At 58.3% G+C, this 16043-nt stretch carries 13 protein-coding genes and 5 tRNA genes; 17 read left to right on the forward strand and 1 reads right to left on the reverse strand.

Annotation, left to right across the window (positions count from 1 at the left end; translation table 11 throughout):
- Window positions 1–39: 39 nt before the first annotated feature.
- The gene (locus B5D49_RS03615; protein ID WP_327083003.1) at window positions 40–1065 is read right to left on the reverse strand and encodes a tRNA dihydrouridine synthase; all 1026 of its coding nucleotides are present in this window, start codon (window positions 1063–1065) and stop codon (window positions 40–42) included.
- Window positions 1066–1252: 187 nt separating this feature from the next.
- Here B5D49_RS03615 and B5D49_RS03620 point away from each other — a divergent pair.
- The 17 genes from B5D49_RS03620 to rpsG all read left to right on the forward strand — a co-directional run bounded on the left by B5D49_RS03620 (window position 1253) and on the right by rpsG (window position 16042).
- Window positions 1253–1328: transfer RNA gene (locus B5D49_RS03620), tRNA-Thr, on the forward strand.
- Between the two features lie 9 nt (window positions 1329–1337).
- A tRNA-Tyr gene (locus B5D49_RS03625) sits at window positions 1338–1423 on the forward strand.
- Window positions 1424–1476: 53 nt separating this feature from the next.
- A tRNA-Gly gene (locus tag B5D49_RS03630) sits at window positions 1477–1553 on the forward strand.
- A gap of 41 nt (window positions 1554–1594) precedes the next feature.
- Window positions 1595–1670, forward strand: a tRNA-Thr gene (locus B5D49_RS03635).
- 61 nt (window positions 1671–1731) lie between these two features.
- Window positions 1732–2925, forward strand: a complete 1194-nt coding sequence (gene tuf / locus B5D49_RS03640) for an elongation factor Tu (protein ID WP_078716287.1) — start codon at window positions 1732–1734, stop codon at window positions 2923–2925.
- Window positions 2926–2929: 4 nt separating this feature from the next.
- Window positions 2930–3079: a 50S ribosomal protein L33 gene (gene rpmG / locus B5D49_RS03645; protein ID WP_022660799.1), complete on the forward strand. Its 150-nt coding sequence runs from the start codon at window positions 2930–2932 to the stop codon at window positions 3077–3079.
- Between the two features lie 10 nt (window positions 3080–3089).
- Window positions 3090–3166, forward strand: a tRNA-Trp gene (locus tag B5D49_RS03650).
- Between the two features lie 20 nt (window positions 3167–3186).
- Window positions 3187–3444 carry a preprotein translocase subunit SecE gene (secE, locus tag B5D49_RS03655; RefSeq protein ID WP_078716288.1) on the forward strand — a complete coding sequence of 86 codons (258 nt, stop codon included), beginning with the start codon at window positions 3187–3189 and terminating at the stop codon, window positions 3442–3444.
- Between the two features lie 25 nt (window positions 3445–3469).
- Window positions 3470–4033 carry a transcription termination/antitermination protein NusG gene (gene nusG, locus B5D49_RS03660; protein ID WP_078716289.1) on the forward strand — a complete coding sequence of 188 codons (564 nt, stop codon included), beginning with the start codon at window positions 3470–3472 and terminating at the stop codon, window positions 4031–4033.
- Between the two features lie 44 nt (window positions 4034–4077).
- A complete protein-coding gene (gene rplK, locus B5D49_RS03665) occupies window positions 4078–4503 on the forward strand; it encodes a 50S ribosomal protein L11 (protein WP_078716290.1) in 426 nt (141 codons plus the stop codon).
- Window positions 4504–4518: 15 nt separating this feature from the next.
- A complete protein-coding gene (gene rplA, locus B5D49_RS03670; RefSeq protein ID WP_078716291.1) occupies window positions 4519–5226 on the forward strand; it encodes a 50S ribosomal protein L1 in 708 nt (235 codons plus the stop codon).
- Between the two features lie 163 nt (window positions 5227–5389).
- Window positions 5390–5911 (forward strand): 50S ribosomal protein L10, encoded by a 522-nt coding sequence (gene rplJ / locus B5D49_RS03675; RefSeq protein ID WP_078716292.1) that lies wholly within the window; start codon window positions 5390–5392, stop codon window positions 5909–5911.
- A gap of 53 nt (window positions 5912–5964) precedes the next feature.
- On the forward strand, window positions 5965–6351 hold the full coding sequence (rplL, locus tag B5D49_RS03680) for a 50S ribosomal protein L7/L12 (RefSeq protein WP_078716293.1): 387 nt from the start codon (window positions 5965–5967) through the stop codon (window positions 6349–6351).
- A 210-nt stretch (window positions 6352–6561) separates the two neighbouring features.
- Entirely contained in the window at window positions 6562–10671 is a 4110-nt protein-coding gene (rpoB, locus tag B5D49_RS03685) for a DNA-directed RNA polymerase subunit beta (RefSeq protein ID WP_078716294.1), read from the forward strand.
- Window positions 10672–10749: 78 nt separating this feature from the next.
- A complete protein-coding gene (gene rpoC / locus B5D49_RS03690) occupies window positions 10750–14901 on the forward strand; it encodes a DNA-directed RNA polymerase subunit beta' (RefSeq protein ID WP_078716295.1) in 4152 nt (1383 codons plus the stop codon).
- A 185-nt stretch (window positions 14902–15086) separates the two neighbouring features.
- Window positions 15087–15458: a 30S ribosomal protein S12 gene (rpsL, locus tag B5D49_RS03695; protein WP_078716296.1), complete on the forward strand. Its 372-nt coding sequence runs from the start codon at window positions 15087–15089 to the stop codon at window positions 15456–15458.
- 113 nt (window positions 15459–15571) lie between these two features.
- Window positions 15572–16042: a 30S ribosomal protein S7 gene (gene rpsG, locus B5D49_RS03700; RefSeq protein WP_078716297.1), complete on the forward strand. Its 471-nt coding sequence runs from the start codon at window positions 15572–15574 to the stop codon at window positions 16040–16042.
- Window position 16043 lies beyond the last annotated feature (1 nt).

Below are 16043 nucleotides of genomic sequence, written 5' to 3' on the forward strand. Positions count from 1 at the left end.
GTCCCATTCGGCGTGTGACGGCTTGCGGGCCGTCACGCGTCAGTCGGGAATCACATCGGCCGGATCAAAACCCAATGGGTCGGCGGGCTGCATTTCCCGGATGCGGGAAGCGGCGGACTCCAGCGCCTCCCAGGTCTCGCAGCTGATCAGTTCGTTGCGCAGGGAGCGGATATCACGCAGCCCTTTGGCATAGCGGGGAATGAACGAGCGAAGTTTGCGGAAGGAGCGGTCCGACCCGTCGAATTCTCGGGTATATTGAATGTGCATCCGGACGATGCGGGCCAGGTGTTCGCCGTCCCGTGGGGGCGATTCCTCCCCGCGCATGAGGGCATGGAAGCGTTCAAAAATAGCGGGGTCGAACATGGCTCCGCGGGCAAACATGACCGCGTCGATGCCGGTCTCCCGCAGGCAGCGCACTCCGGCCTCGGCGGTGTAGAGGTCGCCGGAGCCTACGATGGGGATGGAGACCGCCTGTTTCACTTCGGCTAGACGGGACCAGTCCGCCTGGCCGGAAAAGAGCTGCTTGCCATAGCGCGGATGCAGAGTGAGCCAGGCCACTCCGATATCTTCCAGTCGTTTGGCCACATCCAGAAAGGTGTCCACACCTTTTTCCCAGCCGAGTCGGGTTTTCACGCCGACAGCTCCAGGTCCGGCCTTGTTGACCATGATCTCCGCGATGGCGTAGAGTCGGTCCGGATTCTCCAGCAACCTGGATCCGGAACCGGATTTGGTAACTTTTCGGACGGGGCATCCTGCGTTGAGGTCAAAAAAACGAAAGCCCATCTCCAGCGTTTTGTCCATGGCTTGGTGGTAGGAATCCGGATCCGCTCCAAAAAGTTGCACCACCAAGGGAGCATCCTCGGGGTGGGTGTTCAGCAAACTGGATGTGCCGCGATTGAAATAACAAAGGCCTTTGGCGGAGACCATCTCCGTATTGGTCACACCGGCGCCGTGAGCGCGGCAGAGCATGCGGAAGGGCAGGTCGCTGTAACCTGCAAGCGGCGCGAGCCAGGGGATTTCCGGGCGAATGGGCAGGGTGTTCATAGTGGAAATGCAAATAGGCACCTGGTGTCTTGGTGTCAATAAAAAGAAGTTTTTTTGCGGAAAAGGCCAAAAAATGCTGGACAAAGGTTTTTGAAGCTGGCAATAGCCTGGGCCGCAACCAAATGCACCGCATTTTTGGGCCGCAAAAAGGGGCAAAAAAGTGCTTGCATAATTGCCGAGGGGCGAGTAAGTTCCCTCGTTCACGCTGGCTGGCGTAGCTCAATTGGTAGAGCAGCTGATTTGTAATCAGCAGGTTGCGGGTTCAAGTCCCATCGCCAGCTCCAGTCAGCAATGGTGGGGTTCCCGAGTGGCCAAAGGGAACAGACTGTAAATCTGTCGGCAATCGCCTTCGGAGGTTCAAATCCTCCCCCCACCACCACTTTGAATAAACGCTGTAGGAGGCGGGATTCCGCCGGTGACTACGGATGACAAGCGGGAATAGCTCAATTGGCTAGAGCATCAGCCTTCCAAGCTGAGGGTTGCGGGTTCGAGTCCCGTTTCCCGCTCCAGTCAACACACCCGCCGTTCCACCTTCCACAGCATGGCATATGCCCACGTAGCTCAGCAGGTAGAGCACATCCTTGGTAAGGATGAGGTCACCGGTTCAAGTCCGGTCGTGGGCTCCATGTCTTATTATATCGCATTCAACCAAAAAATGCTGACCAGAACTTTATAGGGGGATTTGAAATGGGTAAGGCCAAGTTTGAGCGGAGCAAGCCGCACGTCAACGTTGGTACCATCGGTCACATCGACCACGGAAAAACCACTCTGACCGCCGCCATCACCAAGTTGGCGAACATGGCCGGCCAGGGCGAATACGTCGCCTTCGACGAGATCGATAAGGCTCCCGAAGAGAAAGAGCGCGGCATCACCATCGCCACCGCCCACGTCGAGTATGAGACGGAAAATCGTCACTACGCTCACGTGGACTGCCCCGGTCACGCCGACTACATCAAGAATATGATCACTGGTGCCGCCCAGATGGACGGAGCTATCCTCGTCTGCGCCGCCACCGACGGTCCCATGCCCCAGACTCGTGAGCACATCCTGCTCGGTCGTCAGGTTGGCGTGCCCGCCATGGTCGTGTTCCTGAACAAGTGCGACATGGTGGACGACGAAGAGCTGCTGGAGCTGGTCGAGTTGGAAGTGCGCGAGCTGCTTTCCAAGTACGAGTTCCCCGGCGACGACATTCCTGTCATCAAGGGTTCCGCCCTGAAGGCTCTTGAGGCCGACAGCGTGGACGATGAAGCCGCCAAGCCCATCTTTGAGCTGCTGGCCGCTTGCGACAGCTACATCCCTGAGCCTGAGCGCGACATCGACAAGCCCTTCCTGATGCCCATCGAGGACGTGTTCTCCATCTCCGGTCGCGGTACCGTTGTTACCGGTCGTGTGGAGCGCGGCATCATCACCGTTGGTGACGAAGTCGAAATTATCGGCATCAAGGATACCGCCAAGACCACCTGCACGGGCGTGGAAATGTTCCGCAAGGTGCTGGACCAGGGTCAGGCTGGCGACAACGTCGGTGTGCTGGTTCGCGGTGTGAAGCGCGACGATGTCGAGCGCGGTCAGGTTCTGGCCAAGCCCGGTTCCATCACCCCGCACACCAAGTTCAAGGCCCAGGTCTACGTCCTGTCCAAGGATGAAGGCGGCCGTCATACCCCGTTCTTCTCCGGCTACCGTCCGCAGTTCTACTTCCGCACCACGGACGTCACCGGCGTCGTGACCCTGGAAGAGGGTGTCGAGATGGTTATGCCTGGCGACAACGCTGTGTTCAACGTCGAGCTGATCGCCCCCATCGCCATGGAGACCGGTCTTCGCTTCGCCATCCGTGAAGGCGGCCGCACTGTCGGCGCCGGCGCGGTGAGCGAAATCGTGGAGTAAGACAATGCGCGTCAACATTCAGTTGCAGTGCACGGAGTGCAAGCGTAAGAACTACGCTACCTCCAAGAACAAGAAGAATACTACTGGACGTCTGGAAGTGAAGAAGTATTGTCCCTGGGACAAGAAACACACTGTCCACAAGGAATCCAAGTAGTTTCGAACGCAGGGGTGTAACTCTAACGGCTAGAGTGCCGGTCTCCAAAACCGGAAGTTGGGGGTTCGAATCCCTCCACCCCTGCCATTTTTTATAGGACGGTCCGAATGGCCAGAAGGAAAAGTAAGGACTCCGGCGGCCAGCAGGCCCAGAAGGCCTCCCCGGCAAGCCTGGGAGCCAAGATCTCACAGCTGAAGGAATTCTTCGAAGAATCCAAAGTCGAGATCAAAAAAGTCGTCTGGCCCAGCCGGAAGGAAACTGTTGCCACCAGCATCGCCGTCGTGGTTTTCACGGTGGTGGTCGCCCTGTTTCTGGGGGTTGTCGACTTTGGGCTGTCTCAGCTCATCAGCGTCATCCTGTCCTAACCGCAACGCGTAAGGACACCGGACTATGAGTCAACTAGAGCTTACAGGCGGCAGCTCTCACAAGGCCCGTTGGTACATTCTGCACACCTACTCGGGATTCGAGCAGCGGGTTGAGCAGACCATCAAGGAAATGATGCGTACCGGCCAGGATGACGGCCTCATCGAGGAAGTCATCATGCCCACGGAAAAAGTCGTGGAAATGGTCAAGGGCGAGAAGCGGACCACTACGCGCAAGTTTTATCCCGGTTATGTCATGATCAAGATGGTCATGACGGATGATTCCTGGCACCTCATCCAGGACATTCCCAAGGTGACCGGGTTTGTCGGCGGCAAAAATCGCCCCACGCCCATGCGCGACAGTGAGGCGCAGCATATTCTGAATATGATGGAGAGCCGCCAGGAAAAGCCGCGTCCAAAATTCAACTTTGGCCGTGGAGACGAAGTCCGCGTCATCGACGGACCCTTCTCCGGGTTCAACGGAGTGGTGGAAGACGTCAACTACGACAAGGGCAAGCTCCGGGTCAATGTCTCCATCTTCGGTCGCCAGACCCCCGTCGAGCTGGATTTTGTCCAGGTGGACAAAGGCTGAGCAGGCCGGACCCTACGTCTAAAAGGCACCGCAAGGATTGAAAAATGGCCAAGAAAGTCATCGGTAAAATCAAGCTGCAGATCGCCGCAGGCGCTGCCAATCCGTCGCCGCCCGTCGGCCCGGCTCTTGGTCAGCACGGCGTGAACATCATGGAGTTCTGCAAGGCCTTCAACGCCAAAACGCAGGACCAGAAGGGGATGATCATTCCCGTGATCATCGAGGTCTACGCGGACCGGTCGTTCTCCTTCATCACCAAGACCCCGCCCGCTTCGGTGTTGTTGCTCAAGGCCGCCAAACTGGACGGCGGCAGCGGCGAGCCCAACAAGGTGAAGGTCGGCAAGGTGACCCGCGCCCAGGTGCGGGAAATCGCCGAACTGAAAATGCCCGACCTGACCGCCGCGGACATCGACGCAGCCATGCGCAGTGTCGAGGGAACCGCCCGCAGCATGGGCATCGAAGTCAAAGGTTAGTTGGAGAATCGAACCATGCCGAAACACGGAAAGAAATACAGAAACGCCGTCGAAGGCCGCGACAATGTCGAGCGCGTCTCGGTGGAAGAAGGTGTCAAGCTGGCTATTGAAGCCTCCTACGCCTCTTTCGACGAAACCGTGGACGTGGCCATTAACCTCGGTGTCGACCCCAAGTATTCCGACCAGATGGTGCGCGGAGCCGTCACCCTGCCCAATGGGCTGGGCAAGGACGTGCGCGTGGCCGCCTTCTGTAAGGGGGATAAGGAGTCTGAAGCCAAGGAAGCGGGTGCCGATGTGGTCGGTGGCGAAGACTTGGTGGAAAAGATCCAGGGTGGATGGCTCGAATTCGATAAGGCTGTCGCTACCCCGGATATGATGGCTCAGGTCGGTAAGATTGGTCGCATCCTCGGTCCCCGTGGCCTGATGCCCAACGCCAAGACCGGTACCGTCACCTTTGACATCGGCAACGCCGTCAAGGAACTCAAGGCCGGTAAGGTCGAGTTCAAGGTGGACAAGGCCGGTGTGCTGCACGCTCCCATCGGAAAGGTTTCCTTTGGCGCGGAAAAGCTTTGCGAAAACCTCAAAGCCCTGCTGGATACCGTTAATCGGCTCAAGCCCTCTTCCAGCAAGGGAACCTATATGCGGAACCTCGCTGTGGCCACCACCATGGGGCCGGGCGTGAAGGTGGACGTGTCCACTGTCCGCAAGTTCCTTGGAGCCTAACCCTCTCCATCTATGGGACAACCCCGCCTGGATTGCTTCCGGGCGGGTTTAGATATACAACAAGGAAGGCGAGTCAAAGACAGCAGGTGGAGCAAAGCTCCTTAATCATCCTGCCGAGACGAGATCTAGACTTGCTTTCCGGGCCAACCGACGAGGAGTATCGATGAACAGGCAAGAAAAAGCCCAAGTTATTGAGCAGCTTTCTGGGAAGGCTTCTCGGGCGAGCATTGCCGTCGTCACCGGTTTCGCCGGCATTTCTGTTGAGCAGAGCACCGCTCTGCGTAAGCAGCTGCGCGAATCCGGGGTCGATTTCCAGGTCGTCAAGAACACCCTGGCCCGGTTAGCTCTCAAGGATACCGAACACGGGGTCCTCTGTGAGCATTTCAAGGATAACTGCGCCGTTGCCCTCGGGTACGAAGATCCCGTTCCCCTGGCTAAGGCGCTGGCTGAGTTTGCCAAGACGAACAAAAAGTTCGAGGTAAAATTCGGCTCCCTTGAAGGGCGCTTTCTTGACGAGAACGACTTGAAGGAACTCGCCAAGCTGCCTGGCAAGCCTGAACTGCTTGCCTCGGCTCTCGGCACCATGAACGCTGTGCCGACCAACTTTGTGGGTCTGTTCGCGAACCTGCTTCGCAACACCCTCTACGCCTTGAATGCCATCAAGGAACAGAAAGAAGCGGCCTAGCACAGGTCCATGCTCACAACCACATAAGGTTACCCCCTAGGAGGACAACGAAAATGGCTGATATCACCAAAGACCAGGTTGTCGATTTCATCGCCAACATGACCGTTCTGGAGCTTTCCGAGTTCATCAAAGAGCTGGAAGAGAAGTTCGGCGTTTCCGCCGCCGCCCCCGTGGCCGCTGTTGCTGCCGCCCCCGCTGCCGGTGACGGTGGCGCTGCTGAAGAAGAGAAGACCGAGTTCGACGTCATTCTCACCGGCGCTGGCGACAACAAGATCGGCACCATCAAGGCTGTGCGCGCCATCACCGGTCTGGGCCTGAAAGAGGCCAAGGCTCTCGTTGATGAGGCTCCGAAGCCCATCAAGGAAGGCGTGTCCAAGGACGAGGCCGAAGAGGCCAAGAAGCAGCTCGAGGAAGCGGGCGCCGGCGTTGAAGTCAAGTAACTAGCATTTTATAACAGCCGAAGAGCGCAATCCCCAAAGGGGAGTTGCGCTCTTTGCGCTGTATCAGTATAGAATATTTTAGCGTTCCAATTTTTACCATCCGCATTTCCCGTAAACGCCGGCTCCCCGCCGGCTTTGGCCCCACTGGGGGCGCTGGAGCTGCGCAAGGCAGTCCGTACCTAAACGCCAAACGTATCGCACGAGGGTACAATGGTTCAGCTTACAAAACAGTTCGGAGAAATCGTCAACGCCCTGCCCATCCCCCACCTGCTGGAACTTCAGGTGGATTCCTACAAGCGGTTTCTTCAGGAGGATGTGCCTCCGGCCAGCAGGGAGGACATCGGCCTCGAAGGGGTGTTCCGCTCGGTTTTCCCCATCGAGGATTTCAACAAAACGGCCAGCCTTGAGTACGTCAGTTATGAGATTGGTGAGCCGAAATACGATCAGGCGGAATGCATTTCCAAAGGCCTGACCTACGAAACCACTATCCGCATCAAGGTGCGGCTCGTGGTCTATGATGTTGATGAGGAGTCCGAAGCCCGGACCATTCGCGACATCAAAGAGCAGGACATCTATTTCGGCACCATCCCGTTGATGACCGAGAAGGGAACCTTCATCATCAACGGCACCGAACGTGTCATCGTCAACCAGTTGCAGCGCTCGCCCGGCATCATTTTCGAACACGACTCCGGCAAGACCCATTCCAGCCGCACCGTGCTCTACTCCTGTCGTGTGATCCCCATGCGCGGTTCCTGGCTGGATTTCGACTTTGATCACAAGGATATCCTGTACGTCCGCATCGACCGCCGTCGGAAAATGCCCGCCACCATCCTGCTCAAGGCTATGGGCATGACCCGGCAGGACATCCTCGACTACTTCTACGAGTCCGAACGGTACGTTATTGAGGACGGCAAGATGTTCCGGGAGATCGTACCCGACCACTTCCGCAAGGAAGAGGCGTTTGTGGATCTCGAGTTGCCGGACGGTAAGGTGGTTGCCAAGGCCAATTCCGCCGTCACCAAAGGTGCCTGGCGACGTCTTGCACGCGCCGGGGTGGAGCGCATCGAGGTTTCCCCGGATTCCGTGGCCGGACTGTTCCTGGCTCGCGATCTGGTGGACGCCAACGGTGAGGTGCTCGCCGAGGCTGCTGAAGAGGTTACCGGCGCTTTGCTGGAGCAGATTTTGGAAAGCGGCGACGTCAAGGAGCTGCCCATCCTCTGGACCAGCGGTATGGATGTCTCTTCGTCCATGCGCGAGACCCTCATGTTGGACAAAACCACCGACATGGAGACCGCGCAGATCGAGATTTACCGCCGTCTGCGCCCCAGTTCCCCTCCCACGGCCGAGATCGCGTCCACGTTCTTCGAGAACCTGTTCCGCAATCCCGACTACTACGACCTTTCCAGCGTGGGCCGATACAAGCTTAATGCCCGGCTTGGCCTGGATCAGGCCTTGGACAAGCGGACTCTCACCAACGAGGATATTCTGACCGCGGTGAAGGTGCTCTGCAAGCTCAAGGACTCCCATGGTCCCGCCGACGACATCGACCACTTGGGCAACCGTCGCGTACGCCCGGTGGGTGAGCTGGTGGAAAACCAGTACCGCATCGGACTGGTGCGCATGGAACGGGCCATCAAGGAGCGCATGAGCCTCCAGGAAGTGGCCACGCTCATGCCGCACGATCTGATCAACCCCAAGCCCGTGGCCGCGGTGCTCAAGGAGTTCTACGGAACCTCCCAGCTTTCGCAGTTTATGGATCAGACCAACCCGCTCTCGGAAGTGACGCATAAGCGCCGCCTTTCCGCGCTCGGTCCTGGCGGTCTGACCCGTGAGCGCGCCGGGTTTGAAGTCCGCGACGTGCACACCTCGCATTATGGCCGGATTTGTCCCATTGAAACGCCGGAAGGACCAAACATCGGTCTGATCGTGTCGTTGACCACGTATGCCAAGGTCAACGATTACGGTTTCATCGAAACTCCGTTCCGCGTGGTTAAGGACAACCGGATCACGGACGACATCATGTATGTGGACGCCACGCAGGAAGCGGGCGAGGTGGTGGCTCAGGCCAACGCTCCCATGCAGGATGGTTCGTTCATCAATGATATGGTCACCTCCCGTATCCATGGAGACGTTACCATGGTGCCGCGTGAGGAAGTGACCCTCATGGACATCAGCCCGAGCCAGATCGTTTCCATCTCGGCCGCGCTGATTCCGTTCCTGGAGCACGATGACGCCAACCGCGCTCTCATGGGATCCAACATGCAGCGCCAGGCCGTACCGCTGCTCCGTGCGGAAAAGCCCCTGGTGGGTACGGGCATGGAGGCCGCTGTTGCGCAGGATTCCGGGGCGTGTCTGCTGGCCGAGGAAGACGGCATCGTCCACTATGTGGATGCCGAACGGATCGTCATGTCCTATGAGAATGGCATCTCTCCGCAGACCGGCGGCGTAAAAAGCTATGAATTGCTCAAGTGGCACAAGTCCAACCAGAACTCCTGCTTTGGCCAGCGCGCCCGCGTGAACGTGGGGCAACGGGTCAAGAAGGGACATGTTCTTGCGGACGGTCCGGCCATTCGCGACGGCGAACTGGCTCTGGGCAAAAACCTGCTTGTGGCATTCATGCCCTGGTGCGGTTACAACTTTGAGGACTCCATCCTCATCTCCGAACGGATGGTCAAAGAGGATGTCTTTACCTCGGTCCATGTGGAGGAATTTGAGGTGGTGGCCCGGGATACCAAGCTTGGACCCGAGGAAATCACCCGTGACATCTCCAACGTGTCCGAAGACATGCTCCGCAACCTGGACGAGTGCGGCATCATCCGCCTTGGCGCCCGGGTTCAGGCCGACGATATCCTGGTGGGTAAAATTACGCCCAAGGGCGAGACCCAGCTTACCCCGGAAGAAAAGTTGCTTCGGGCCATCTTTGGCGACAAGGCCCGGGATGTGAAAAACACCTCTCTCAAGGTTCCGCCGGGAATCGAGGGAACGGTGGTGGATGTGAAGGTCTTCAATCGTCGTTCCGGCGAAAAGGACGAGCGCACCCACAACATCGAACAGTTCGAGCTGAACAAGACCGATCTCAAAGAGATGAAGCACATTGCGGCCTTGACCGACGCCCTGCGGGAAAAAATTGTCCCCTTGGTGGAAGGAAAGCCCGTGGCCAAGGATGTGCCGGGCAAGAAAAAGGGCAGCTTCTATGCCGAGAGCGGCAACGCTCTGGATGGCGAAGCCCTGGCCGAGATTCCGTTGAAGAAGCTCTCCGGTGTCTTTGAGGATGCCGAGTTGAATGCCCAGGTCAAGGAGATGCTGGCCGACTACGAACGCCAGATCAAGTTCATCAAGAACATCTATGACCTGAAGCGTGAAAAGGCCACTGAGGGCGATGATCTGCCTCCGGGCGTGATCAAGATGGTCAAGGTCTACGTCGCGGTGAAGCGTAAGCTCAGCGTGGGTGACAAGATGGCCGGTCGCCACGGTAACAAGGGTGTTGTTTCCTGCATCCTGCCGGAAGAGGATATGCCCTTCTTTGCCAACGGCACCCCCATGGATATCGTGCTCAACCCGCTCGGCGTGCCTTCGCGTATGAACATCGGGCAGATCATGGAGACCCACCTTGGCTGGGCGGCCAAGGAGATCGGCAACCGCCTCTACGCCATGTATGAGGAAAGTGTTCAGGATCTTCGCGCCCGCATCAAGGAGGCCTTCGGCGACGGGGTCAACGACCTCATCGACGACCTGTCCGACGAGGAGCTGGTGGAGGCCATCAAGGCCAGCGAAAAAGGCATCATTACGAAAACGCCCGTGTTTGACGGCGCGCGCGAGGAACAAATCTGGACCATGCTGGAAAAGACCGGCTTGCCCGACGACGGCAAGGTGGTGCTCTACGACGGCCGGACCGGTGAACCGTTCCACAACCGTGTCACCGTGGGTGTCATGTATATTCTCAAACTGCACCATCTCGTCGACGAGAAGATCCACGCCCGTTCCACGGGACCGTACTCCCTGGTCACGCAGCAGCCGCTGGGTGGTAAGGCGCAGTTCGGTGGTCAGCGTCTGGGTGAGATGGAGGTCTGGGCTTTGGAGGCCTATGGCGCCGCGTACATGCTGCAGGAGTTCCTCACTGTCAAATCCGACGATGTGCAGGGCCGCGTGAAGATGTACGAGAAGATCGTCAAGGGTGATAACTTCCTTGAAGCGGGTCTGCCCGAGTCCTTCAACGTTTTGGTCAAGGAGCTGATGTCTCTGGGCCTGGACGTTCATCTGGACCAGGACGAGAGCGCTCGCAAGGCTCTGCCGCAACAACGCCCGGTGCCTCAGCAATAGCATCGGCGTGCCATTGACTGTTACCGGCCCGGCCGAAAGGCCGGGCCTGGACAATAATCACAACCCCAAGAGGCAGCCATGACTTTGGACGATCTGTTCACCCTGCGTGGCACTCCCAGCGTCGGCGGCGCTGGTCGTGGACTGAAATCCATCCAGATTTCCATCGCTTCTCCGGAAAAGATCCGGGAATGGTCCTTCGGTGAGGTCAAAAAGCCGGAGACCATCAACTATCGTACCTTCAAGCCGGAGCGCGACGGCCTGTTCTGCGCCAAGATCTTCGGTCCGGTGAAGGACTACGAGTGCAACTGCGGTAAGTATAAGCGCATGAAACACCGCGGCATCGTGTGCGAAAAGTGCGGTGTCGAGGTTATCGCCTCCAAGGTGCGGCGCGAGCGCATGGGCCACATTGAGCTGGCCGCGCCTGTGGCGCATATTTGGTTCCTGAAGACGTTGCCTTCCAAGATCGGTACCCTGCTGGACATCACCATGGCCGATCTGGAAAAGGTGCTTTACTTCGATTCCTATATCGTGCTGGATCCGGGTGATACGCCGCTCAAGCGGTTGCAGATCATTTCCGAGGACCAGTACCTCCAGGTGCTCGACCATTTCGGTGAGGATGCCTGCGAGGTGGGCATGGGCGCGGAAACCGTGCGCAAGCTCCTGGAAGCTCTGAACCTTGAAGAGCTGCGCGTATCCCTGCGAGAGGAATCCCAGTCTACCAAATCGCAGACCCGTAAAAAGAAAATCACCAAGCGGTTGAAGATCGTGGAGGCTTTCCTGGAGTCCGGCAACCGCCCCGAGTGGATGATCATGGAAGTTGTTCCCGTGATTCCGCCCGAGCTGCGTCCGCTGGTTCCTCTGGATGGCGGCCGGTTCGCCACCTCGGACCTCAACGACCTGTACCGCAGGGTCATCAACCGCAACAACCGCCTGAAGCGGCTGCTGGAGCTGGGCGCGCCGGATATCATTATCCGTAACGAAAAGCGCATGCTCCAGGAATCCGTGGACGCCCTGTTTGACAACGGCCGTCGTGGCCGGGCCATTACCGGCACCAACGGACGTCCCCTGAAATCCTTGTCCGACATGATCAAGGGCAAGCAGGGCCGCTTCCGTCAGAACCTGCTCGGTAAGCGCGTGGACTACTCCGGTCGTTCCGTCATCGTCGTTGGGCCGAGCCTGAAGCTGCACCAGTGCGGCCTGCCCAAAAAGATGGCTCTGGAGTTGTTCAAGCCCTTCATTTATTCCGAATTGGAACGGCGGGAACTGGCCACGACCATCAAGAGCGCCAAGAAAATGGTGGAACGCGAGGATCTCGTGGTCTGGGACATCCTGGAAGACGTGGTCCGCGAATACCCCATCATGCTCAACCGCGCGCCCACGCTGCACCGCCTGGGTATTCAGGCGTTTGAGCCGCTGCTTGTTGAGGGCAAGGCCATTCAGCTGCATCCGCTTGTCTGCGCCGCGTACAACGCGGACTTTGACGGCGACCAGATGGCCGTGCACGTGCCGCTTTCCGTGGAGGCCCAGATCGAGGCCCGCGTGCTGATGATGTCTTCCAACAACATCCTCAGCCCGTCCAACGGAACGCCCATCATCAACCCTTCGCAGGATATTGTTCTCGGCCTGTACTACCTGACCACGCCCCGTAGTTTTGAATTGGGCGAGGGCAAGGTCTTTGCCGGTCCCTGGGAAGTGATCGCCGCATACGACGGTGGGGCGCTGAGCCTGCATGCCCGCATCAAGGTCCGCATCAACGGCGAGTTGGTGGAAACCACCACGGGCCGCGTTTTGGTCAGCGAATTGCTGCCCGAGGGCGTGGGCTTCCATGCCGTGAACCTGGTGCTGAACAAAAAGAATATCGCCCGACTGGTGGCGCAGACGTATCGTGACGCAGGCACCAAGGCCACTGTCATTCTCTGCGACCGCATCAAGGGGCTGGGCTACGAATTCGCCACCCGCGCCGGTGTGACGGTGGGCGTGAAGGATCTCAAGATTCCTGATCGCAAGCCCAAACTGATTGATGCCGCCTACAACGAAGTCTCGGATATCGAATCCCAGTATCGTGACGGTATCATCACCCGTACTGAGAAATACAACAAGGTGGTCGATGTCTGGACCAAGACCACCAACGACGTTTCCAACGAGATGATGAAGGAAATGTCCCTGGACGATGTCGAGGATCCCAAGACCGGAAAGGTGGAGCAAAACTCCAGCTTCAACCCCATTTATATGATGGCCACTTCCGGTGCTCGAGGCAACCAGGACCAGATGCGTCAGTTGGCGGGTATGCGTGGTTTGATGGCCAAGCCTTCCGGTGAAATCATCGAGTCGCCCATCACCGCGAGCTTCCGCGAAGGTCTCTCGGTCCTGCAGTACTTCATCTCGACACACGGCGCTCGAAAAGGTCTTGCGGATACCGCGCTGAAGACGGCCAACTCCGGTTACCTGACCCGCCGCCTGGTGGACGTGGTGCAGGATGTGACCGTGAATGAGCTGGATTGCGGCACCGTGGACGGCCTGGAACTGACCCACCTGATCAAGGGCGGTGAAGTGAAAGAGCGTCTGTCCGAGCGTGTGCTCGGCCGCACCACCTTGTTTGACGTCTATGACGAGACCACCGGGGAACTGATCATTCCGGGCGATACGCTCATTGACGAGCAATATGCCGCCAAGTTGGACCAGGCCGGTGTGAACAGCGTGATCATCCGCTCGGCTCTGACCTGCCGCTCCAAGCGCGGTGTCTGCGCCAAGTGCTACGGACGCGATCTGGCCCGAGGACATCTGGTCAACGTGGGCGAGACCGTAGGCATCATCGCGGCGCAGTCCATTGGTGAGCCGGGGACACAGCTGACCATGCGTACCTTCCATATTGGCGGTACGGCCTCCAAGGAAATCGAGCAGTCTTCCATCGACTCGCAGCATTCCGGCAGCGTGACCTTCTACCGCATGCGCACCGTCAAGAACAGCGAAGGCCAGCACATGGTGCTTGGTAAGAGCTGTCAGGTGGGTGTCGTGGATGAACAAGGACGCGAACGGGAAAAATATGTCCTCCCCTCCGGTGCCAAGCTCCTTGTGGAGGAGGGCCAGGATATCAAGAAGGGCCAGACCCTGGCTGAATGGGATCCGTTCAACGAACCGTTCATTGCCGATGTCAGCGGTCGGATCGTGTTTACGGATATCATCGAAGGCAAGACCATCCAGGAACGGGTGGACGAGATGACCCAGAAGGCCACCTTCACCATCATGGAATACCGGTCCACGAACCTGCGGCCCGCCATTTCCATTGTTGACGAGAATGGTGAGGCGGTCATGCGGCCCGGCACTTCCAGCCCGGCCGTGTTCCCCATGCCTGTGGGCGCGATTTTGATGGTTCGTGACGGCGAAATGCTCCAGGCCGGTGACGTCATTGCCCGTAAGCCTCGCGAAACTTCCAAGACCAAGGACATCGTGGGTGGTCTTCCCCGCGTTGCCGAGCTGTTCGAGGTTCGCAAGCCCAAGGATCTGGGCGTGGTTTCGGAAATCGACGGTATCGTTTCCTACGGTCAGGAGACCAAAGGCAAGCGCAAGATCGTGGTCACGCCGGAAGTGGGCGACGCCAAGGAATACCTTATTCCCAAAGGCCGTCATATCACGGTGCAGGAAGCCGACTTTGTGGAAGCGGGCGACCTGCTTACCGAAGGCTATCCCGAGCTGCACGACATCCTGAAGATCAAGGGCGAAAAGCACCTGGCCCGCTACCTCGTGGAGGAGATCCAGGATGTGTACCGCTTCCAGGGTGTTAATATCAACGATAAGCACATTGAGATCATTGTGCGCCAGATGCTGAAGAAAGTAAGCATCCTGGATCCGGGCGGCACCACCTTCCTCATCGGGGAGCAGGTGGACAAAACCCGGTTCATGGAGGAAAACCAGAAGGCCGTGGTGGAAGGGCTGCAGCCCGCCACCGCAGAACCCCTGGTGCTGGGTATCACCCAGGCCTCCCTGTCCACGGATTCCTTTATCTCCGCGGCTTCCTTCCAGGAAACCACCAAGGTGCTTACCGAGGCCTCGCTCATGGGCAAGGCCGACAGTCTGCGCGGACTCAAGGAGAACGTGATTGTGGGACGGCTGATTCCCGCGGGTACGGGCTTCCGCGAATATGCGGAAACCGGCATCGATGTACCCGAGCAGCCGGAACGTCCGGACAAGTTCCTCGAAGATCTGGAGGAGAACCCTCTTCTCGTGGATTAGGGCGGAAACCACCTTCGCATAATAAAAAAAAGGGGGAGCCGATGCTCCTCCTTTTTTTGAGTAAAGTCGGGCCGAGGTCGGCCACGCAGTATAAAGTGCGTGCGGAACCTTGACAAGAGCGGTCGGATTGACGTACATCCCCGTCTCTTTGCCCTGGATTACGAAACACTCGTATTGGAGGAGAAATGCCGACTATTAACCAGCTGATCCGCAACCGTCGCTCTGTGACGGGAAAGCGGAAAAAGACTCCGGCTCTCCAGGAATGCCCCCAGCGTCGTGGCGTATGCACCCGTGTGTACACCACCACGCCGAAAAAGCCGAACTCCGCCTTGCGTAAGGTCGCCCGTGTGCGCCTGACCAACGGCATCGAAGTGACGGCCTACATTCCCGGTGAGGGCCACAACCTGCAGGAACACTCCGTGGTGCTGATCCGCGGCGGTCGTGTGAAAGACCTTCCCGGTGTGCGTTATCACATCGTTCGTGGAAGCCTCGACACCGCCGGCGTTGCTGATCGCCGCCAGGGACGTTCCAAGTACGGCGCCAAGCGGCCCAAATAGCCCTGCGCCCATATCGGCCCGATTGCTGTAATGCCCGGGGAGTGATGCCCGAAGTAGGGTTTTATCGGCGTTCCTGAAATAACGTCCCCCCGGCCAGAACCAAGGAGAAAAAAATGCCGCGTAAAGGACCAGCGCCCAAGAGGCAGGTCATTCCCGACCCGATTTACGGGAGTCGCTTGGCGTCCCGTTTTATCAACCGCCTGATGCTCGACGGAAAGAAGAGCACAGCGGAACGAATTTTTTACCAGTCCCTGGAGAATCTCGGCGGATCCACTTCCGAGGATCCTCTGAAGGCTTTTGAAAAGGCGCTGGAAAACGTCAAGCCCCACGTGGAGGTTAAATCCCGCCGCGTTGGTGGCGCCACGTACCAGGTGCCTATGGAGGTCCGGCCCGAGCGCCAATCCGCTTTGGCCATCCGCTGGCTCATCACCTACGCCCGCAATCGCGGGGAAAAAGGCATGGTCGCCCGCCTCTCCGGCGAGCTGCTCGACGCCTACAACAACCGTGGTGGTGCCGTTAAAAAGCGCGAAGACGTGCACAAAATGGCCGAAGCCAACAAGGCCTTCGCCCATTACCGCTGGTAGC

Source organism: Paucidesulfovibrio gracilis DSM 16080, assembly GCF_900167125.1.
GTDB classification, from domain to species: Bacteria; Desulfobacterota; Desulfovibrionia; order Desulfovibrionales; family Desulfovibrionaceae; genus Paucidesulfovibrio; species Paucidesulfovibrio gracilis.